The sequence below is a fragment of the Cellvibrio sp. pealriver genome (genome assembly GCF_001183545.1).
Classification (GTDB): Bacteria; Pseudomonadota; Gammaproteobacteria; order Pseudomonadales; family Cellvibrionaceae; genus Cellvibrio.
The window spans coordinates 1,170,930-1,192,896 of sequence record NZ_KQ236688.1 but is presented as its reverse complement, the minus strand read 5'-3'; the positions used below and the strand labels follow the sequence as shown (position 1 = coordinate 1,192,896).

General features: G+C 46.0%; 14 protein-coding genes. 1 reads left to right on the top strand and 13 read right to left on the bottom strand.

Features of this window, described 5'->3' with window-relative positions:
• Nucleotides 1–199 precede the first annotated feature (199 nt).
• The 4 genes from VC28_RS04975 to VC28_RS04960 form a co-directional block, all read right to left on the bottom strand.
• Nucleotides 200–2,398: a response regulator gene (locus VC28_RS04975; RefSeq protein WP_049629677.1), complete on the bottom strand. Its 2,199-nt coding sequence runs from the start codon at nucleotides 2,396–2,398 to the stop codon at nucleotides 200–202.
• A 54-nt stretch (nucleotides 2,399–2,452) separates the two neighbouring features.
• Nucleotides 2,453–2,650, bottom strand: coding sequence for a DUF2788 domain-containing protein (locus VC28_RS04970; protein ID WP_049629676.1), 198 nt, complete (start codon nucleotides 2,648–2,650; stop codon nucleotides 2,453–2,455).
• Nucleotides 2,651–2,742: 92 nt separating this feature from the next.
• Nucleotides 2,743–3,711: an electron transfer flavoprotein subunit alpha/FixB family protein gene (locus VC28_RS04965; protein ID WP_082191412.1), complete on the bottom strand. Its 969-nt coding sequence runs from the start codon at nucleotides 3,709–3,711 to the stop codon at nucleotides 2,743–2,745.
• Nucleotides 3,708–4,457: an electron transfer flavoprotein subunit beta/FixA family protein gene (locus VC28_RS04960; protein ID WP_049629675.1), complete on the bottom strand. Its 750-nt coding sequence runs from the start codon at nucleotides 4,455–4,457 to the stop codon at nucleotides 3,708–3,710. The genes VC28_RS04965 and VC28_RS04960 overlap by 4 nt, the downstream gene beginning before the upstream one ends.
• Before the next feature lie 202 nt (nucleotides 4,458–4,659).
• Between VC28_RS04960 and VC28_RS04955 the strand changes: the two genes are divergently transcribed.
• Nucleotides 4,660–5,406, top strand: a complete 747-nt coding sequence (locus tag VC28_RS04955; protein WP_197085484.1) for a hypothetical protein — start codon at nucleotides 4,660–4,662, stop codon at nucleotides 5,404–5,406.
• A 10-nt stretch (nucleotides 5,407–5,416) separates the two neighbouring features.
• Here the strand turns inward: VC28_RS04955 and VC28_RS04950 are convergent, their stop codons facing one another.
• The 9 genes from VC28_RS04950 to flgK all read right to left on the bottom strand — a co-directional run bounded on the left by VC28_RS04950 (nucleotide 5,417) and on the right by flgK (nucleotide 21,965).
• On the bottom strand, nucleotides 5,417–6,106 hold the full coding sequence (locus VC28_RS04950) for an acylneuraminate cytidylyltransferase family protein (RefSeq protein WP_049629674.1): 690 nt from the start codon (nucleotides 6,104–6,106) through the stop codon (nucleotides 5,417–5,419).
• Between the two features lie 203 nt (nucleotides 6,107–6,309).
• Nucleotides 6,310–8,370, bottom strand: coding sequence for a flagellar filament capping protein FliD (gene fliD, locus VC28_RS04945; protein ID WP_049629673.1), 2,061 nt, complete (start codon nucleotides 8,368–8,370; stop codon nucleotides 6,310–6,312).
• Nucleotides 8,371–8,537: 167 nt separating this feature from the next.
• Nucleotides 8,538–11,186: a CHASE domain-containing protein gene (locus tag VC28_RS04940; protein ID WP_049629672.1), complete on the bottom strand. Its 2,649-nt coding sequence runs from the start codon at nucleotides 11,184–11,186 to the stop codon at nucleotides 8,538–8,540.
• Between the two features lie 149 nt (nucleotides 11,187–11,335).
• A complete protein-coding gene (locus VC28_RS20075; protein WP_049629671.1) occupies nucleotides 11,336–13,393 on the bottom strand; it encodes a flagellin N-terminal helical domain-containing protein in 2,058 nt (685 codons plus the stop codon).
• A gap of 459 nt (nucleotides 13,394–13,852) precedes the next feature.
• Complete coding sequence (locus VC28_RS04930; RefSeq protein WP_049629670.1) at nucleotides 13,853–14,239, bottom strand: flagellar protein FlaG; 387 nt, start codon at nucleotides 14,237–14,239, stop codon at nucleotides 13,853–13,855.
• Between the two features lie 67 nt (nucleotides 14,240–14,306).
• Nucleotides 14,307–16,421, bottom strand: coding sequence for a flagellin N-terminal helical domain-containing protein (locus VC28_RS20070; RefSeq protein WP_049629669.1), 2,115 nt, complete (start codon nucleotides 16,419–16,421; stop codon nucleotides 14,307–14,309).
• A 228-nt stretch (nucleotides 16,422–16,649) separates the two neighbouring features.
• On the bottom strand, nucleotides 16,650–16,976 hold the full coding sequence (locus VC28_RS04920) for a flagellar protein FliT (RefSeq protein ID WP_049629668.1): 327 nt from the start codon (nucleotides 16,974–16,976) through the stop codon (nucleotides 16,650–16,652).
• Between the two features lie 108 nt (nucleotides 16,977–17,084).
• Nucleotides 17,085–18,968, bottom strand: coding sequence for a flagellar hook-associated protein FlgL (flgL, locus tag VC28_RS04915; protein WP_053094155.1), 1,884 nt, complete (start codon nucleotides 18,966–18,968; stop codon nucleotides 17,085–17,087).
• 231 nt (nucleotides 18,969–19,199) lie between these two features.
• Nucleotides 19,200–21,965, bottom strand: a complete 2,766-nt coding sequence (flgK, locus tag VC28_RS04910; protein WP_049629667.1) for a flagellar hook-associated protein FlgK — start codon at nucleotides 21,963–21,965, stop codon at nucleotides 19,200–19,202.
• Between the last annotated feature and the right edge of the window lie 2 nt (nucleotides 21,966–21,967).

The window sequence follows — 21,967 nt, the reverse complement described above, 5'->3', positions numbered from 1 at the left end:
GTGTAGTGTTTGATGGTTTATTTGGTTTTTATAGTAGTTTTACGATAACAATGCAGTGATGCTACAACCTGTACATGCGTTACAGCATAGTTTTAAATTCAGCTCCCTGAAAATAAAAATGCCGCTGATTTTATCAGCGGCATTTTGACCCAGCTTGTAAGTTTACGAATATAAACGCTTCTTTGCGCAGACCTGATTGCTAGGTGTTGGACTTTTCCAGCCAGCGTTGGAGCCGCGCATCCAAGTCATCGTAACGGATCGGCTTGCTGATATGATCATCCATTCCCGCCGACAAATAGACATCTTGATCCGCTTCAGACTGAGCTGAGGTTACTGCAATAATAGGCAGATGGCGCAAACTGTGTGTCATCCGCTCGTAGTTACGGATTTTCTCTGTAGCAACAATACTGTCCTGCTCTTTCATGTCGTAATCCATCAACACCAAATCAAAGCGTTCTTTTTCAACAATTTCTACCGCTTCCAAACCATTTTGCGCTACCTGCACATAACAGCCGAGCTTTTTGAGCATAGCGCTAATTACCATTTGATCGACGCGATGATCTTCTACCAATAAAACCCGGGGCATCACCAACATTCCAACCGTGTCTTTATCGCTTGTTTTGCGTTGCTCGTCTTCGCTATTCAGGTTTAATAATTTTTGCACTGCAATATCAAGCAAACGACGACGCATGATAGGTTTTTCAATAATGCTGACTTGCGGATACGTACGCAGATGCAATTTCATTTCCGGACTATCGCTCTGCAAAATACTCATCGCAATAATTTGTTTTACATCCGCAACATCAGGGTGAGCCACAATTTCACGGGACAGCGCCAAACCATTCATATTATTCAGCTTGGTAAAAATGAGCACCATATCAAACGGAGCTGAATTAGCTCGCTGCTCACGTAACTTGGCAATGGCTTGCTCTTGCCCCGCCACGATTGTCGTTGTCATGCCCCACGCATTAATTTCGTCTGCCAGTGCATTGGCGTTACTATCCGGCAAATCCACTAATAGTGCGCGCTTTCCACGCAATTTTTGTTCAGAGCCAAATCGACGTTCTTCATGGGAAATGACTTGCAAAGCGACATTGATAAAAATCCGGTTGCCGCGATTTTTATTTTCGCGCAGGTGAATACTGCCACCCATGCATTCAGCCAAACCTTTACAAATAGATAAACCAATACCTGTCTGTTTGCTCTCATAGGCTTCCGGGTCATTTTCACCTGCGACATTTTTCTCGCTGTCACTGATTATGACTTGTAACTCACCAAAGTCATCCTGCTCCTGATGAAAACGAGCCTCAATATAAACATGATCTATTCGGCTGGCTTTCAGTGTATGGTTGAGCAGTGTTGCCAGAATTTGGTTCAAGCGCGTGACATCACCCTTCACCCGCAATGGCATATTAGGGTCAAAGTTGTAATACAGCTCTATGCCTTGCTGGTGTGCATCGAGCGTAAAATCCTGAACAAATTTTTCCAAAACCCTGCGCAAATCAAATTCAACTTCATCGAGCACCAGGGTCTTCGTAGTAATTTTGGAAAAATCGACGACGTTATTAACCAGATCGATTTGCCTACCAGCGGCTTTGTTGGCGGTAGTTAATAATTCGCGATGATGCTCTGATAATTGACTGTCATCTATCAATGACAAGGTGCTCATTACATCGCTAATAGATGAACGAATTTCCTGCCCGAGGTTAACCAGAAATTCATTTTTTAATTCAATTTGGGCTTGCGAGCTACGCTTCTCATTTTCCAACCCTTGAGCGCGCTCACGCAGCGAATAGTGCGCCTCCAAGCGTTCCCAATACGCCAGTGATGTCACTTTGCCCTGGTGGCTGAGCATCACGTAAAACACCAGCATAATGCTGCCGTAAAGGGCTCCTTCTGCAGTGCCTAACAAAATTGCGGTAATAGCAGCAGGAATTTGCCCTATCGCCAAATACAAACTAAGAAAATGCCTGTATGGCGCAAATACGTTGGCAACACTGGAATAAAACACTACTGAGTACAGCCACATCACCAGCGTTTCATCACGCATTCCTTGTACCCAAGTGAGCGTCACCAGAATCACACTCCACCAGGCAGCACCAAGGCAAGATGCAAAGAAGTATTGGTTACGCCAGCGCGCTGGTGCACGCGCATAGAGAGTGTCAAAACGGAAGAGATAGTAACTGCGCCCGAGTGTTACCAGCAGCAGGCCGGTCACCAGAACAATGGCAAGGTTGTGTTCTTTTTCCTGAAAATCACCAAAAGCCAAACACAGTACAAAGACGATGAAATTCAGTATCAATCCGCGTCGGCTGTACTTGGCCACGCGCGCATCTGTTTCGCGCATAATGGCACGGTCTTTTTGTACCTTGGTGGCGGGAACAAAAAAATGAAACATAGAGTATCCAGTTGTAGTTGCCGGGTGATTAACTGAAAAATAAATGTCAGCGATTTAACCGAGCATGTGGACAAATACTTCTTTGATAACGAAAACCATAATCGCAAACCCAAGCACACCAAACAGCACGAACGTGCCAAACTTGCCAGCTTTGGATTTTTTAGCGAGATCCCACACAATAAAAAACATAAACACTACCAGGCCACCAACACAAATATACATGGCCCAAGTTTCGAATTGTTCGAATGTCATGCGCAAAAAACCTGAAAAGATAAAGTTGATGAGTAACTACAGGGGCGGCATTGTAGCGAAAATTGCCGGTAAAAGCCGACTTCTTATCAGCTTTACAAATGCCCAATCAATTCAGGCACCGCCTCAAATAAATCTGCGACCAACCCGTAGTCTGCCACCTGAAAAATAGCGGCATCCGGGTCGTTATTAATTGCCACGACTACCTTGGCATCACGCATACCCGCCAGGTGCTGAACTGCGCCCGACAAACCCACTGCGATATACAACTCCGGGGCAACCGCCTTACCCGTCTGGCCAACCTGCATGTCATTTGTAGCAAAACCAGCATCGACGGCCGCGCGGGATGCACCAACCGCTGCACTTAACTTATCCGCTAATCGATACAGTAATTGAAAATTCTCACGGCTTTGCATCCCTCTCCCACCAGAGACTACAACCCGTGCCGATGTGAGCTCTGGCCGTTCAGAAGCCACCCGCTCCTGCTGGACAACACGGCTATGCTCCTGAGTGGCCGGAGGTGTGAGCCTTGTTATGGGTGCGGGAATCGATGAGCTTCTCTGCGTGATTGCAGCAAACGCAGTACCGCGAATGCTCAGTAACTGGATTGGCTGCAGGTTTGCAACACGCTCAACTACCCGACCGGCGTAACAAGCACGAGCAAAGACATTGTGTGCTTCTATGGCGATGACATCGGTCACGGGCTGGCTATCAACAAGAGCGGCCACACCCGGCAACAGATTTTTACCGAATGTCGTTGCACCGATCAGCACGTAAGAATAACCATCAACAAACGCTGCCAGCCAAGGTACAAAAACCTCTGCTAGCTGGAATTCACAGCGTTCGTCATCCACTACCAGAACTTGCCGGACTCCCGGAATTGCCGCGGCAATATCAACAGCCGATCCACATTTCCATCCTGCCAGCAACAAGTCCACGTTCAATGCGCCAAATTCCCGCAGGCGGGCAATAGCGCCCATCACTCTCCAATTGATATCGCAAAACTCTGTACCATCAAGCTCAATAACAACCAATGCTGCGCGTGATTCATGTGTTGCACTCATATCACCCTGGCCTCCTGCCGCAGTTTTTCCACTAACTCCGCCACACTACCCACTTTAATGCCGGGCTTACGTTCAGCTGGAGCCTGATAACCCAATACTTGCAAACGGGGTTCAACATCCACGGCCAATTCAGCGATGGGAATAATAGCAAGCGGTTTCTGGCGCGCCTTCATAATATTCGGCATAGTGGGATAACGCGGCTCATTAAGGCGCAAGTCTGTTGTAACGACGGCAGGCAAACAGAGCGCAAGGGTTTGCAGGCCGGCATCCAATTCTCGCGTCACCCATATTTCATTGCCTTTTAGCTCGATTTGCGAGGCAAATGTCGCCAGAGGATACTTGCATAAGGCTGCCAGCATCTGGCCAATCTGGTTGTGGTCGCCATCAATAGATTGCTTACCCAACAGCACTAACCCCGGATTTTCTTGCTTGACGACATCAGCCAACACCTTGGCTTTACCCAATGGCTCCAGAGGTATATCCGACAAAATATGGATAGCGCGATCCGCTCCTAATGCCAGGGCACTCCGTAACTGTTCCTGCACGACTGAAGCACCGATACTGACAACCACTACCTCATTGGCGATGCCACGCTCTTTAAGGCGGATGGCCTCCTCGACTGCAATTTCGCAAAATGGATTCAACACCATTTTGGTATTGGCAACATTTACACCGTTTCCATCTGCGAAGGGACGCACCTGAGTATTTGCATCCGGTACGCGCTTAATAGCTACTAAAATTTTCAAGACGCTTTCCTTGTGTATGAAAGAAAATCAAAATATAGCAAATAACCTTGCATAATTTGAGGTTATTTACGGAAGTAACTGTGGGTGCAACTGCAATAGCACAGGAAACAACCAACCCGGACTAAAAACAGCTTATGTACGTTATATCGCCCATTGCGTACACTGCCGCCCTAATTCTACTGACGGATTCAACGGATTCTTTATGCGCTTGATCAAACCACTCTCCATTATGTGTATTTGCCTGTTTCTTTCTGCTTGCGTCTCATCGCTGTTAATCGGCAACCAATTACAAAGCAAGCTTATGTGGTCATTCTTAAAACCATTGGTGGGGTTCGACCCGAATGAAGTCAACTTTTTTGAAGCCCCCATCATTAAGGACCGGATGACGGCATTATTGGGCGATAAGTATGAGCCCACCATGAAGTTGCTACGCACCGCCCAGGAAATCCAACAGGAAGGCGCCCTGTTTTATGTGGCATCCCGCTATGCACCACCGCAAGCAAAAGCCATTACCGACAAGGCAGCCATGGTCTGGAATGCAGACACCAACCAAATGGCGGTCATGCTGATTAAAGATGGCACTCCCGAAATATTCTCTGAACAAATCGAAGGGGCAAAAGAGAAACTTACTCCCGTGCTACCACAAGAACTACAACGTGCTTACGACAAAGCACAGGCGGCCAAAAAAGCCGTCGAAGAAAAACAAAAAGCATTGGAAAATGTTCAGGATATTATTAATAACCCTGTGGAAGCGGTAGCGGAGAAGGTCAATCAAAAAGTCGATGCCACCGTGAATGAAGCAACAGAAAATGCACAGAAAAAAGCGCAGAAACAACTCACCCCGTTACTGCCTGACGCGGATAAAAAGCAACGCGAACTTGAACAGGAACAACTTGAATTTGAAGAAGCACTAAAAAAAGAAGCGGAAGAACTGAAAAAATCCCCCTAAGCAATGTCGTTCAGAAATTGGCTCTCTCGCGCAAACGATTTTCCACCAATTGCAAATCGTTTGCGCTACACACCTCAATACTGTCAGACGCTGGCATCAAATAAGGAATAGTATGCGTGAGTGGAATTTTCTCCTCGCGCATAAAATCGTCAACTTTAAAGATATAAATTGCACCATTGGGCATGTAAAGCGATGGCAGGTCTTTCCTGCAATAATACGACGAATGCTCACCCGCTAAAGGATGCAAAAACTCTCCGCCGCCAACATAAGCTCTGACATACGCATTATTGATTTCATAAACACTAATAAGGCTGCGGCAAGTAGGGAAATCCTTAAACTCAGCCAAGGCTTCACGAATATGCCTTGCCGTGCGTAGCGGTGATGTGGGTTTTAATAAAATAATAATATCCTTCGCCGCCGGTTTAATACGGTGAATAAATTCTGCCACGACAGCATCCAGTGGTGATTCATCTTCTGCGAGATGCGGATCGCGCTTTAATCGCTCTGTATTATAGTAGTGGGCTACAGACAGAATCTGGTCATCATCGGACGATACATAAATTGCATCGACAACTTCTGAACCATGGGCAGCCTGAATACTGTATGCAATCAGGGGTTGCTCTAATACAGGCGCAATATTTTTTTGCCACAGGCTTTTAGACCAACCGCGCGCAGGAATAAGTGCGAATACCTTTGACATAAGCTACCCAACCTTTAATTGTGAATAATTAAACGGCTCATTTATCAAATAGCTAAAGAATAGGTATATAACAAACTATGATTCAAAGATCACGATACAGCAAAGAACAATAAGCGATCAAAAAATGTGGGGAAATAAAAAAACTGCAGATGTGCATATCATGCACATCTGGATAAAAATTCGCGTAAGGTTAATTACGCGAATTAATTGTTTTTGGATGTGAAAGGTAAACGATCAAGAATACCGTCCAAGAAATCGCCCGTAGAGTTGAGCGAGCGGACAATTGACTCCATCGCCTGGAACTGCGCCATCAGACGCGCTCTATAGGCATCGCTGCGGCGAGTCAAATCAGTTTCATCTTCTTTGACTCCCTTAATCTCTTTATTAATATTGTCTTCACGCTCTTTGATGACACCAGATGATTTGAGGTAGTCATTCACAATATTGGTCAAACCACCAGCAAAGCCGCGTGAAAATGTAATAGTGCCTCCAGTTGCGCCTGGTTGCACTGTCATGCTCAAGCCCTCTGCATCAGATCCCAATGCAGGTAGTAATACATTGCCATAACCAAACGCTGCTTGTCCGGCGACAGTGCCACCAACATCCGTACCCGATACGCCAGCACCGAGAGCAATCCCCAAATCCGCCATATCGCTCGATATCGCTGTAAATTCAATTTTACTGGAGCTGCCATAAGTATTGGATGTGAATACCAACTTTCCTGCCTCAACACTCACCGCCAGCGTTGATTTCACGGTTTTCAGGTTACTATCCAGATTGATCAAGCTTTGGATTTCAGCAGCCAACTCACCTTCCGTTGTATAGGTTTTTCCGGCAGGTAATGTAATCAAAGCAGTTTCGGTGCCGTCTAACTTCAACTTGAAGTTGTAATCCTTACCGGTGGTATCTAATGGAAACGCAACGCCTATTGCTGCGCCGGTCAGCTTACCTTTTGATGGTTGCTGGGTAATCACAACATCATAAGTACCGGGTTTACTTTTTGCTGTGTACTTGGAAACTTCAAGGTTCGTAACCGACGCTGAAACCTTGGGAACAAACAAATCACGCACCTTATCGAAATGGGTATCGATTGCTGCGCGAAAACCTGTATTTTCCTCATTTTCAATAATTTTCAGCGAGCCGTCCCTCTCAGTGCGAATACCCAAACTGGAAAGTGCGGTAAAACCATCGCTTAATCCAGGGATCGAACTGGAGAGAAAATTACGGATACCTTGCATCAGGTTTTTTGCTAGAGGATCAGTTTTCAAACTGCCGTAATCTTTCAGTTCCGCATCAAAACCAACCAGTTTCTCAACTTCTGTCTTAAACGTGTTGTATGCGGTTACAAAGTCACGGATGGTTTTTTCTGCAACCGATTTATCTTCATTAATTGAAATACTGATAGTTTCGGTCAACGAGGCACCGAATAAATCAAACTCCAAACCATCGATAACATCTTTGATTTGGTTGGATTCGCGGCTTACCAATAAGCCATTCACACGCACTTTTGCATCCAACCCTTCTTGTTGTTGGGTCAAATTACGCGTGGTTTCATTGAAATTAAAACTGGCAAGGCCAAGTGCACCGGGATCTTCTGTTGCGGTGATTTCGATTTCATTCTTGGCACCCGACTTGGATGTCAGGAGCAGCTTATAAGAACCACCATCACTCACGATGCTGGCAGAAACACCCATATTTGCTTTATTGATTGCATCGCGCAGACCAATCAATGAGTTGTTCCCATCATCGATAGTGATTGTCCCGCCGGCAGTTTTGCTAGAGTCAACTTCAAAATCGTTTAATCCTGCATTCCACTCCCCCAAACGGATGACCAAGGTTCCTTTACCAATAGGGTCAGTCATGGAGCTAAACGTACCGGAACTGAGTGATTGGGACTGAGCTGTTTGCTCGACTTTGATTTGATAGCCGCCTGCAGCCGCTTTCGCATCCAATTTGGTGATGCTCAGGAGGTTGGTATCAGGCACCGATAGCGATTTGGCGTTAAATGTATCGGAGCTACCCAAAGCGGCTGCCGCTGTTTCAAGTTTGGATAAAGAGCTACGCAGCAAGCCGTAATCAGATATCTGGGTTTCCAGTAAGGTTTTTTTGGAGGTCAGCCTGTTTGACTGCACCATATGGGCGGCTTCAGTTAACTGGTCAGCCAGCTTATTCGAGTCAATACCAGAGCCAGTCCCCAGCGCACTGATGATGCTGGAACCTGTCGCGCCATTATTGTTGGTTGTGCTCGATGTACTGCTCACCATAGGTACCTCCACGCCAAAAATTACCGCTTGCTATAAGTTAGCGGCAGCACACGGGTAAACTTTAGCCGGTTTTGCCGCTTTTTAAGGAAAGATTCTCCTTATATTCAACAGGAGCACAAACTACGCCAATTCCTGTATTTTTATGCGGAAAAACCCTTTAAATCAGCTTAATCGCCAGTATAAAGAGGCAAGGTAAAGAAAAATGTGGTTCCTTTACCCAAAGTAGAGCGGTAGTCAATTTTTCCGCCCATCCGCTCAATAATGACCTTGGTAATACTCAAGCCCAATCCGGTTCCATCGCGTCGCCGGGTGTTTGACGAATCAGCCTGGGCAAATTTCTTGAAAATATGTTGGCGGAAGTCATCTGCCATACCCTGCCCTTCATCAATGACCGATATTTTAATGTTGTCTCCTTCACTCACCAGCACCACCCTCACAACCCCATCCAGAAAAGAAAACTTCACCGCATTCGATATGAGGTTGGCCATGATTTGCAAGAAGCGGTCTGAATCGAGATTGGCGACTGCAGCCATGGCAGTTTCTGAAGGTGCATCCAACTGTAAGGTCACCCCATAACGTGCGCCATACCCAAAATTTTGCTCGATAGATTGTTGCAACAATGGATACACCCTGTGCGGCTTAAGGGTTAGTTGCACCTTACCGAATTCCAATTTTTCTATATCCAGAATGTCATTTACCAACCGGGATAATCTCTCCGCATTACTACTGGCAATTCCCAGTAAGTCATTTATATTTTTGGGAAGCTCGCCCATGCTGCCACTGGTGACAATACTTAACGCGCCTTTTATTGATGTTAAGGGCGTTCGTAATTCATGACTAACGGTAGAAATAAATTCACTTTTTAAGCGCTCTACTTTACGCCGCTCAGTCGCATCATGAATGATAAAGGTAAAAAATTTACGGTCATGGATTTCCACAGGGCTAACACTCATCTCGATAGCCACTTCTTTTCCACTACTACAGCGCCCGACGCTTTCACGCAATTCAGGTGCTACTGTTTGCGTACTATTGGATACAAATGCATCGCTTAACCCCGGAATTAAATCCACGATATGCAAACCGGGAAATTGCTCCAGAGGATAGTGAAGCAGTTTTGCTGCAGCCTGATTTGCTTTTTGAATAACACCATGTTCATCCACTACCAATATCGATTCGACCGCATTCTCCAAAATAGCAGCCAGCTCTTTAGTACGTTGCTCAACCAGATTGGTAATATGCTGTGTCCGGCCACTGATCAACAGCAAAAAACCACCCAACAAACTGCAAAACAACAAACCACCAGCCAATACGAACCAGGATTGCAAACTGACATGCTCATTTAAAAATTTTTCTGTCGGGTTAATTGCCAACAGCAGCACCCTACCACCAATAGCAATTTCTTTCTGATAGATAAGTTCTTGTGCGTAAGACGGCACATGTGATTCGCCTACACGATAAAATACATGCGGCGTATCAGGCTCCGTCACATCAACAATGTCGAGATGAAAGTCATCAGATGAGAACGGGATTACTGCGGCATTAATCAGATCACCAATACGCACAATCGCTGTTGCATAGCCCAAAATATGTTCTCTGCGCTCTACTGCTGTATGCAAGCGCTTGATCGTGTCATACACGGGGAAATACACAATCACACCTGGTGATCGTTGAGTATCGTTCAACAGCTGCACTGGTTGTGTCATCGCAAATGCGCCACTATCCCGTGCGCGGCTCACAGCAATTGCGCGAGTGGGATCAGATGCAACATTAAACCCCAAAATAGACGCATTTTCTAACCATGGTTCCACATAAGTAATAACAACATATTCTTCTTGTTCAGAAGCGACACTGAATGCGCCATTGGTATTTTTTTCATTAATATAAAAACTCGTTATACCTTCTGCATGCATTTCATTTTCAAAGGCAACACGTTCACTATGCATTATTCGCCGGTTCCATGAAAATCCGGACACGCCCTGCTTATCAACAAGCACATCATTGATAAATGCTGAAAACTCTTCACGGGTAACTTCTTCTGAGGCTGAAAATAATCCGCGCAATGTTGCTAGTGTATAAACAACATCCGACATACTGGATTGAACCGCATCATCAACTAAACGCGCTTGCTGCTGAAATTGATCAGCGAGTTTTTTTTGTTCGTTGTTACTCGACATAACAAACACAGCAACCACAATCAGACTGCTCACAACCAGCGGTACGCCTACGGTAAGACGACGCCCTCGCCAAAAATGCTGCGGCTCTGCAAACAACACACACATCAACGGTGTAGCGATCAATACACCAATTGTGTCGCCCGCCCACCAGGTCCACCAGCTATACAGGATTTGTTTGGCTTGGATGACATCATTAACCCACAATGCCAATACACCTACACTTGCACTTAAACCGGTAGCAACAGGACCTCCCAACGCAAAAAACGCAAAAATTTTCCGTTCATCGGTCAGGCTATCCGGGAACCCCACAAAGTGACGAATCAGCGCGCCTCCTGCAAGGCTTGCTAACACACTGCCACTGGCAATTTCAGCCGCGAGTAAAACAACCGGTGCGGACAGTTCAGAAGCATTACTGACAGAAATATTCAGCAACAAAGAGCCGAGGAAAACCCCAACCCCCATTGAGTATCCCCAGATCAGCACAGCACCTAACGCAATTCCCAATGGAAGAAACAATCCGGTGACAAAGCCAGGAGGAATGGCTAGAAGTAACGACAAGCGCCCGGCAATCACATACACCAACGCCAGTAAAAGAATACGCAACACCCACAGTGCTGCTGGCATACGCCTAATATTGATCATGCATTGCAATCCGGTTTTTCGCTTCCTTAAGACTAGCCGAGCTCTTTGAAACTGGCCGAAAAAAAGCATAAAAAAACCGCCGCAACATAATTGCGACGGTTTTTTAAGTGCCGGAAGGCGCTGTGTTTTCTGTGTATCGAAAACCTGACTTACCGGAGCAGCTGCAATACCTGCTCAGGGCGAGCATTGGCTTGCGCCAACATCGCTTGGGCTGCCTGTTGCAAGACTTGTGCACGGCTCAATGCAGCGGTTTCTGCCGCAAAATCCGCATCCACGATGCGCGAACGCGAGGCCGATGTCTTTTCAGACACGTTTGCCAGGTTGGACATAGTAAAGTCCAAGCGGTTATTGATTGCACCCAACTGCGAGCGAGCATCGTTAATGGTGGTCAACGCGTTATCGATAACACCCAACGCTTTTTGTGCACCTTCAACTGAATCAATACTGATAGACGCAATCGCAGTACCGAATGCACCGTCAGCCGTTACGTTGGACTCAAGCAAGCCGAGTGTTGCAGCAACCGCATTAGGTCCAAGTTTGATACTGATAGGTGAACCATTAGCACTGGTCAATTTAATGCCGCCTGCTACAGACTCTGTCGCAGCATTGATTGTCGCGGGCGCTGCAGTACCTGTTTGGATTTGCAGGTTTTCAGCATTCAGATCTACCAATCCATCGTTGGTGCCATCTACACCAAACGTGATTGCTGCAGTGTGCCCCTCTAATACGACGCGGGTTCCCAACAACGACGCGCTAACACCGGTCACGTCGGATTTCGCGTTAAAGGCGGCAACCACTTCTGAAATACTGGTTAAGCCGCTGATATTAATCGGCTCACCATTCATCAGGAGCGGCGACGTAATGGCTGTTAAATCGATACCACCAAAATCCAGTGTGGTCGTTGCAAATACTTCTGCGGTCACACCGGTATCTTGTTGTGAGGCATTAATCGCGTTGACTTTTCCTAACAAGCTATCGGTGTTTTTATTGGAGATAATCACACCATTGATTGACAAGTCGCCCACATTCCAGGGAGCAGCAGGTGTTGTAATTCCAATACCTTCTACTTGTCCCGGGTTGGTATTTTCACGGAAACCAAGTGCGTTCAGTTGCGCCAGCGTTCCGGTTGAACCACGGGTAATCGTAATTGGATCACCATACTCAGACTCAAGCACCAAACGACCTGCATAAGTACCATTGATATTACCGCCTGCCGAGTTTGCAGGCACACTACCATCAGTAATGGTGAAGCTCGCCACATTAATACCGGCAATACTGAGCTTACTGTTCTCACCTACTGCAGCATTTAATAATCCGCCGCTTTCAGTGTTGATCTTGTCTGCCAATTCTTTCAGGTTTTGAGTGTTGGAAACCTGAATAGTGGTTTGTGTTCCGTCGAGTTTGGTAATCGCAATTTCAAATACTTGCCCTTCCTCAAGCACACCGGTACCAGCACCTGTTGCTGTTGCCTGAGCGTAAGTTGAGGCATCAATACCCAACACATTTTTGTTAATCAAATTGATTAATTTATCCAGTGTTTGCGCAGGAACTACTGGTGGGCCAGCTAATGCATAGCCGTTAAAGCTCTCCAGTGATTTAGCGATAGATTGGCCATTGATCAAAATGTCGTTTTCATTGATCAACAGTGTTGAAAGGTCAATTTGACCGCCCAACATATCCACACCCACAAAGCCCATACCCAAGGTTTTTGCATCCATGGCGGGGATTTTCATGGTGATGGTTTGGCCTGCATCGGAACCGACTTGCAGATCCACTTTTCCAAGCGAACCATCCAATAATTTTTGGCCGTTGAAGGATGTTGAAGTCGCAATACGATCCAATTCCAAAATCAGCTGCTGTACTTCCGCATCCAGTGTTTTGCGGTCTGCATCGGAATAAATTCCGTTAGCGGACTGAATGGAAAGTTCGCGCATACGCTGCAAAATGTTGGTCGATTCCTGCAAGGCACCTTCCGCGGTTTGGATCAGCGACACACCGTCGTTCGCGTTACGGATCGCTTGGTCAAGACCGCGGATTTGCGACGTCATGCGGTTAGAAATCGCCAAGCCTGCAGCATCGTCTTTCGCAGAATTAATACGTTGGCCAGAGGACAAACGTTCGCTTGCCCGATCGAGCGCATTTCCTGAGCTCATCAATTGACGCTGTGAATTCAAGGAAGCGACATTGGTGTTAATGACTAGAGGCATAATAAATCTCCTAATGATTGTTCCTGTTCACAGTTTCTATTGCTGTGACAAGCCGACTAATGAAGTTCAAAGCCATCTGTTAATCGACTTGCATGGACTGTCAGAACTTCGTGGCAAGACTTTTAAGAAATTTGCTACCCACTGTATGACCGGAGGTTGCAACAAACAGGATTTCTATACGGTCGCCTAAAGCCGATTTTGCACAGACCATGCCAAAACATTTTTAAGGAGAAAAAGCGCGCTTATCCAAAACGCCATTAACGCTTATTGAAAATGCAAACTTGCTGAATATTTTTTTAATTTTTATTAAAAAAATAAAACAAAAAATTTAAAAATATTTAAGAACTCTCGTTATGTTTTTGATAAAAAAATAGGGCAGCTTTCGCTGCCCTATTCGCTTTAAAACACCCACCAAACAAACCCATTAAAACATCTACAACCTATTGTTTTAAAAAGGTTTTATGCCTGAGCACTAAACAACTGACCAGGCTCATCTGGCGTATGGCTCTGAGCCAACCGCAAGAAAATTTCATCAGGAATTTGACGAATAACTTCTTGCGTTGCGCGATCCAAAACTTTCACAACGGTTTCACCGGAATCGGGATCGTATGAGAAGTTTAAATCGCGCTGTGTTGACTGAATATATTCATTCATTTGCGCCACAGCCGCTTGGACTCGCTCTTGTACCGCCTGAGAATTGACAGGATCTTTAGGTAAAGATCTTGCCGCTTCAGCGGCAGGCGGCAAATCATTGCCGGTTTTTTGACCTCTTGCGCCAGGCAACGACGAAACCGGCGAAGCTTTCGCTTGTACCGGATTCGAAGCAACTTTAGTGATGTCATTCATAATCTGTTCCTCACTAAAAATGTTCTTCCGGGTTAGCTGGGATTAGCTAGCCCGGAAGTAGCCTGTATTATCTCAAGAGAGACAGTACTTGTTGTGGACGAGCGTTAGACTGAGCCAACATCGCCGAGGCTGCTTGTTGCAACACTTGTGAACGGCTCAGGTTTGCAGTTTCTGCAGCGAAGTCAGCATCAGTGATACGTGAACGTGCTGATGAAGTCTTCTCTGAGATGTTCGCCAAGTTAGAGATGGTGAAGTCCAAACGGTTGTTGATCGCACCCAACTCTGAACGCACATCACTGATGGTGGTCAATGCGTTGTCGATTACCTTAATCGCCTTTTGAGCGTTCGCAGCGGTATCGATGCTGATTGACGCGATAGCAGCGCCAAACGCTCCACCTGCACTTACGTTTGAATCAATCAAACCAGTCTTGGTAGTTGCTGCGGCATCTTTCACATCAACCTGAATTGGGTTGCCGTTATTACTGGTCAGCTTGATACCGCCTGCTGCAGTGACAGTAGCAGGAGTTGCCGAAGTCATATCAGCTGGCGCTGTATTTCCATAGCCAAATTTAACGAAGCTACCACCACCATCAACGAAAATTGCGTTGACATCAGTTGCTGCAGCAGCAGAGCCCAGTCCAAACGAAATTTGGGATACGTTGCCTTCCAGCAACAAGCGGGTTCCGCTGACGGTAGCGGTGATACCAGTTTGGTCTGTCTTGTCATTAAACATTTTGGCCAAATCTGCCATCGTTGTGGTCGCAGTACCAGCAGCAACCGTGATGTCAACACCATTGAGCGAGATATCATCAGCACCAACCAAGGTCGCCAGTGAAATTGCACTGAAGTCCAGTACCGCAGAGGTATATGCAGTAGCAGTCACACCGGTCTCGCTGGATACCGAATTGATCGCAGCAACTTTCGCAGCCAAGGCTGGGTTCGCCACAGTTTGATCAGTTGTGGTTGCAGGGATATCAACACCATTAATCTTTAAATCGCCGGAAGCCAAGTTGCCATTTCCTGCAGCATAACCCTCTACAACACCTGCAGTATCATTTTCACGGAAACCCAGTGCATCCAACTGAGCTAAGGTACCAATAGAGCCACGGGTCACAGTAACAGGATCACCATTGTCTGCCTTTAAGACGATGCGAGCATTCGCAGCAGTGGTAATACCAGTTCCCAACGCAGTAGCAGCGTCTGTTACGGTGATAGAAGACACGTTTTCTGCAGAGATAGACAATTTGCCATCATCGCCAATAGTCGCGGTAAATTTACCACCGCTTTCGGCATTCATCTTGTCAACCAATTCAGCCAAGCTGCTGGTGCCTTTGGTGCCACCACCAATATCAATTGCGGTGGTAGTGCCGTCGAGGTTAGCCAGGGTAACAACTACTTTATCAGTTGACAGTAAAACACCGTCACCTGCATCAGTCGCACTTGCTACAGCATAGGTAGAAGCAGTTACACCATTCACATTGGTATTGATATGGTCTAATAACTCCTGGTCAGTGTCGCTAGTGCCGTTGAAGGAATCAGTACCTTTAATGATTGACTGGCCATTAATCAAAATACTGCCTTCTCTGAGCACACCTACCGCAGGCGCAGCACCAGTGGTCAGATTGTTAAAATTCGAGGCACCGCCCATCAAATCCACACTGGTAGAACCCATACCCAGAGTTTTGGCATCCATCGCTGGCACTTTTAATTCGACTGTTTGATTAGCCACTGAACCGACTTGCAGCTCTACTTTACCCAACTTGCCATCTAACAGGTTTTGGCCGTTGAACGCGGTGGTTTTAGCGATACGATCCAATTCTGATACGAGTTGTTTTACCTCGGCATTCAGTGTTTGGCGGTCGCTGGCGTTATAGATACCGTTTGCGGACTGTACTGACAGTTCACGCATACGTTGCAGGATGTTGGTTGATTCTGACAGCGCACCTTCAGCGGTTTGAATCAGAGATACACCGTCGTTAGCGTTACGGATTGCTTGGTCAAGACCGCGAACTTGTGAAGTCATACGGTTGGCAATTGCCAAGCCGGCAGCGTCGTCTTTTGCTGAGTTAATACGCATACCGGAAGACAAACGCTCGGTGGAGCGGTCAAGCGCGTTGCCTGAGCTCATCAACTGACGTTGAGCATTCAGAGAGGCGACGTTTGTGTTAATTACTAAAGCCATGATGAATCTCCTGGATTTAAAGTACGCAGTGGCTGATCAAGTAGGAAGGCCATGCTGCTAGTGTCGGTTGATGAAGTCTGACGCTAACAGCTTAATCAGCACTTCTAACTAGGTTATCGACACATCCAGAAGGAGCTTTAGAAATTTTTTATGGCAGGAATAAACTTTTTGTACAAAAAATTATTTGAAATAAGCACTAAGAGTTATAAAAAGCATGCAAACCGTCAATTAACCACCATAGGCATCAATCGCCTTGGCTGCCTTTCCATTTTGACGCAATTCTGACGCCGTGCTTTCACGGTTCGTTTCAGCAAGTGCCGATAACTCTTTATTAATCAGTTGGATTTCTTCAATAAGGCCTGCAGCTTTTGCCTCAAGATCGGCTTGCGCCAATGATTGAAGGTATTCATGGTCACTCAGCGACAAAAGCCCCTGTTGACGCTGTTGCACCAAGGTTTCAAACGATTCCCAATCGCCCGCCTGGGCAAGAGACAAAAGAGCTTTTGATTGACTGAGCGCACGAACCAAAGGGTCAAGCAAAGGGTTGATATCCATAAATACAACTCTTGGTGATAGAACAACTCTTAATAATAGCCAAAGGAAGACTAACGCTATAAAGCAAGATTAGCAAAAGATAAGTGACCTGCGTAGAAATGATGAAACTTATAAATAACTAAAAAGCGATAACTGGCTTACTTTGGAAAAGCTTTGTTGTGTGGCATTGAGCACCAATGTCTGCATGGACAGTTGAATGGACGCCTCGCCATAATCCAGATCCTGTAAACCTTTCAATACCGTCTTGGTTGAGAGCGTAATATCCAGGTTCAATTCTTTACTGCTCTCCAGAGTATTCAAGCGCGATCCCATCTCACCCTGCACGGACGTAAGATTGGTGACTGCGTTTTGCAAATTGGTCAACGTCTTGGCAACGATTTTGGCCAACTCCTCTTTGCTCTCTGGTGAATCTACCACTGTTTTCATCGCCTCACTGAAACGAGTCAGTGTAGTGAGTAGCCCTTGTTTATTGGTGGACTCTACAAAAAAACTATCGCCCGTTTCGATGAGTACACCGCGCGTTGATGATGTACCCGTATCCTGCGTACTCAAACCTGTAACGTTATTGATATTCAGGTTCCCGCCCTTAATAGTAATTGGAGCATTGGTATTTGAAATTAATCCCTGATCGGTAACCGTGACTCCCAACCGCGCAAGCTTTGCAGCATTGTCGGGTGTACGGAATGCGTTGGCCAAATCAGCAGCGCTGGTGATGTTTTGATTGAAAGTAATGGATTCCGTTCTCCCATTCACTTCCAACTGAAACGTTGCAGGCGATGCACTGAAATCGGTTGCCACACCAAATGCAAATGGCAAATTAACAGATGTCGTTCCATTACTTTGCGTGTTAAACCCTAACGCAGTGTCGGTGTCTGGCGTACCATTGCGCACAGTAATATTTAAACCGGTTGGCGATTGAAAGCCGGTTGAATCAACCACTACACCTAATTTGGCTAATTTATCTGCGTTACTGGGCGTGCCGGTAGTACTGTTTAATGCAGCAGCCAAATCAGTTGCGTTAGTCACGTTTTGATCGAGTAACAGGGTTTCTGTTTTTCCACCGACGGTAATAGCAATATTCGTCGGCGTTACGGAGAAATCGAATGCACCTACTGCACCAAAATCCAGTTCGGCAGGAATAGCCGGATTACCCGCATAAGGGTTTCCCAGAATTTTAAATTTCGCACCCGCGACTTCAATATCATCGCCCGGAATGTACAGCTGTGCAGGTAGCAATACTTTTCCACTTGCCCGTTCAGTAACAGTGAAATTTACCGCTGAGCCATTTTTGGTGAAGGTAATTTGTAAGTCTTCCGGATAAAGGCGATCAAACTCTTGCTGGTCGATCACCTCACCTACCGAAATCACTGCCGGAGGAATTGCTTTGTTACCTGCACCAGCAGAAGTAGTGAATGTGTTATGCCCGCTGGGAATATCAACAAATAATCTTTTTCCTGAATCACTTACCGCCACAGTAACCGATGTAGACGCTTGCAATCGCAATTGCCCTTCATCGCCCATGTAAGTGAAATTTCCGCCGATATCACTGACAAATGGCTTGGTATCACCTTTGTAGCCCGCAAAAATATACTGGCCCGATGCATTGCGGGTATTTTGCAAATTCGCAAGCTCAGCTATTCGCGTATCTACTTCTGCTGCCAATGCTTTGTAATCGGTAGACGTATAAACCGCGGTGTTACCTGCTTTCACTGCAAGCTCGCGCATACGTTGGACAAGGTCGATAACCGTTTGCGTTGTCGATTCCTCAAGATTCAGGTTGGACTCGGCAATATTAATATTTTTTCCGTACTGCTCAGTGCGTGCCAATTCCTGATTGAGGCGTAAAATGGCCGTCGCGGCCACAGGATCATCCGCAGGCGATAATACTTTTTTACCGGTAGCCATTTGCTCCTGGGTTTTGGTGACCGCAGACTGCGCCTGCCCCATTCCCAGAGTTGCGATGTTATAAATTTGTGAGGTGGATACGCGCATGACCAACTCCTCTAAAGCGGCAAATGTTTGCCTCATTGATTACTTACAGTCTACCAATGCAGGATTTGATCCAATTTTTATGGAATGAAAATGTGAAATTAAAAAAGCAGAGATTTTTAATCCATCCCAGCCTGCCTTTTTCAAAGGGAGGAGTTTGACACCCCTCTTTTTAAAGAGGGGCTTTTAAAGAGAAACAAGAGGAGATTAAGGAGTTAATGTGATACAGAAGATTTACAGTGAACTGAGAAGGGTATCAAACAATTCACGCACAACAGAAATCACTTGGGCATTAGCCTGATAAAGCTGTTGGAACTTAATTAAGTCTGCTGCTTCTTCATCAAGGTTCACGCCGGAAATACTGTCGCGCATGGTTTGGGTTTGTTCTAACAAACTTTTGCTTGCTTCAGTATTGATTTTTGAAAGACTGCTTTTAGTACCCACTTCTTCAACTAACTTGCCATAACCATCTTCAAGAGTAAGAGTTCCGTTTTGCATCATACCTTGCGATTCAAGCGCAACCATTGCCAACGCATTTCTATTATCGTTGGACCCGTTGGTATTAAAACCAACCGTAAATGTATCCCCTGCTTTTGGCTGGCCGCTGATGGCAACCTGATAACCAATAAAAGAAGAGCCTGCAAAAGTATCGCGCGTGCTATCGCCAAATAATGGGCTATCGGTGGGAACCGTTCTGAGACTAACACCATCTGCCATCGTAATATCAATTCTTCCACCCACCACAATACCTTGCAGTTCACCTGCGCCGGTATCTGCACCCTGCAAACGGACATTAGGATTTCCATTGCTGTCATTCACATCAACACTGCTGTTAGATGAAGATTTCAAGCGGATATCCAGATCCACACCCGATGACGCAACCAATTTTAATTCTGGTGCACCTGTAATTGGATTAGTGCTGCTTTGTGCGCGAATTCCCAAGCTGGTTAAATTGGGGTTGTTGTTAATTTGCTGTGCGAGGTAGTCATTAAATGCAGATTCACCATCAACCGTATAATTAGGTACATCCACATGGAATGCGGTATTACCCGGGTTATATTGGATCAGTGGTTGGCCATTAATATAAAGTTGTGTGGGTGGTGCGAGATCTGCTGTTGCTAAATTTAAATCCGTGAGCGTTGCCGTGGTAAACGCGCGAGCTGACACACCGGACACAGAACTTATTTGCGCAGCGGTCTCCATCGCCGTTGCACCGGGCACGGTGGTAAGCATTCTGGTACTGAGTGAACCGGTAACGGGGTCTTTAATCGTAAAGTGTAACTGCTCTGCCAAATAGCCGTTCTTGGCGAGGGGGTCACTCAGTGCCGTTACCACTTGTGGTGAGCGCCCTTCCGGCAAGCCTAACCGGCTACCATTTCCAACAACAATATGCTCACCAATGTCGCCAGTAAAAATATTATTGCTACTGCCTGGAATGAAAATTTGTTCGCGTAATGCAGGCACCAAATGTTTTGGGTTGGTTGGGTCACTATTATCCAGCACTTCATAGGTTGTTTCAGATGTGAAGCGAATCAAAATAGGTGGCGATAACTCACCCGGTTTTGAAAATGCTGGCAAACGGTTGCCATTGGCATCCACCAAACTTAACACTTCGCCCGCACTGATAAGACCACTGCCCGCATTACTGGTATTACTTGCTGTGCGCACGGGCGAAGCGAATGCCAAATCTTCCGGGCGTTTTATTTCAGCACGAATATCGCGTGAGCCATTTTTAGTTGGCTGAATTGTGAATTTATCGCCACCTTGAAAAGAACCACTGGTTAGATTGACGCTAACACCGTCAAACGAAATGCTGGTGGGATATGCACCGGACAAGGTGCCCTGCTCCACTACCGTTTTATCTGAAAGGCGTGTAATTAAATAATTACTTGAGCCAGGCACGATTTCAAACAAATAATCACTGGTGCTTAACTTGTTAGTGTCATCAATAGTAACCGAGATGATCCGATCAAAAGGCAACGCATTATTTCCGTGTGCAACACGGTTTGCTGCAAGTACCGGATCATTGATATCACCAAACATACGCTGGCCGTAATCACCATCCAAATCAATACCTTCCTGCTGCAAGGTGTTGAATTGATCGGCCATTGTTAATGCAATACGCCCCAATTCATTCAGCGAAGGCAAAAGCACCTGTTCACGAAACCCTACCAAACCACCCAATTGCCCGCCGGTAATTTGGGAGGTAACGTCAACATTGGAGTTGTTGCCCGTCAATTGGATTTTGCCATCATTGGTCACATTAAAATTACTGGATTTGATTCCAATCACCAATGGCTGTCCATTACCGATAAATACGTTGACATCGCCATCACCCTGATTAACAACTTGTATAGATACCAGTTCAGATAATTTACGTAAGGCTTCATCGCGCTTATCCAGTAAATCATTCGGGGGATTACCACTACCGGATGCACGCAATTCGCCAATAGATTGGTTAAGTGATGCAACAGATTGTGCTAGTGAATTCACTTGTTCGGTTACAGTGCGAATTTCACCGTTTACACTTTTTTCAATATCGGTAAAACGCTGATTGAGATTATTGAAGCGGATGCTCATGCTTTCTGCTTCAGTCACAATTAATTGGCGCCCTGGAGTAGATGCAGGATCGTTCGCGCCGTTTTGCATCGCAGCAAAAAAGGATTGTAATGCGCCGGATAAACCGGTGCTCGTATCAGCAAGCAACTTATCCATTTTGCCAATATTGGCATTGAATTTATTTAGCTGATTAAACGTAGAGGTATCCAAACGCAACTGGGCCGTTACAAATTCATTGACCACACGCTCAATAGAAGCAGTCGTAACACCAGAACCAATAAAGCCAGCACCGCCTGCATTTTGTTCCGGACGGGTAACGTAATTCACTTCCTGGCGCGAATAGCCAGCAGTGTTTGCATTAGAAATATTATGCCCTGCTGTACGCAGTGCATTTTGGCTAGCCTGCAAGCCGGATACGGCGTTAGAGAGAATACCGCTCATGA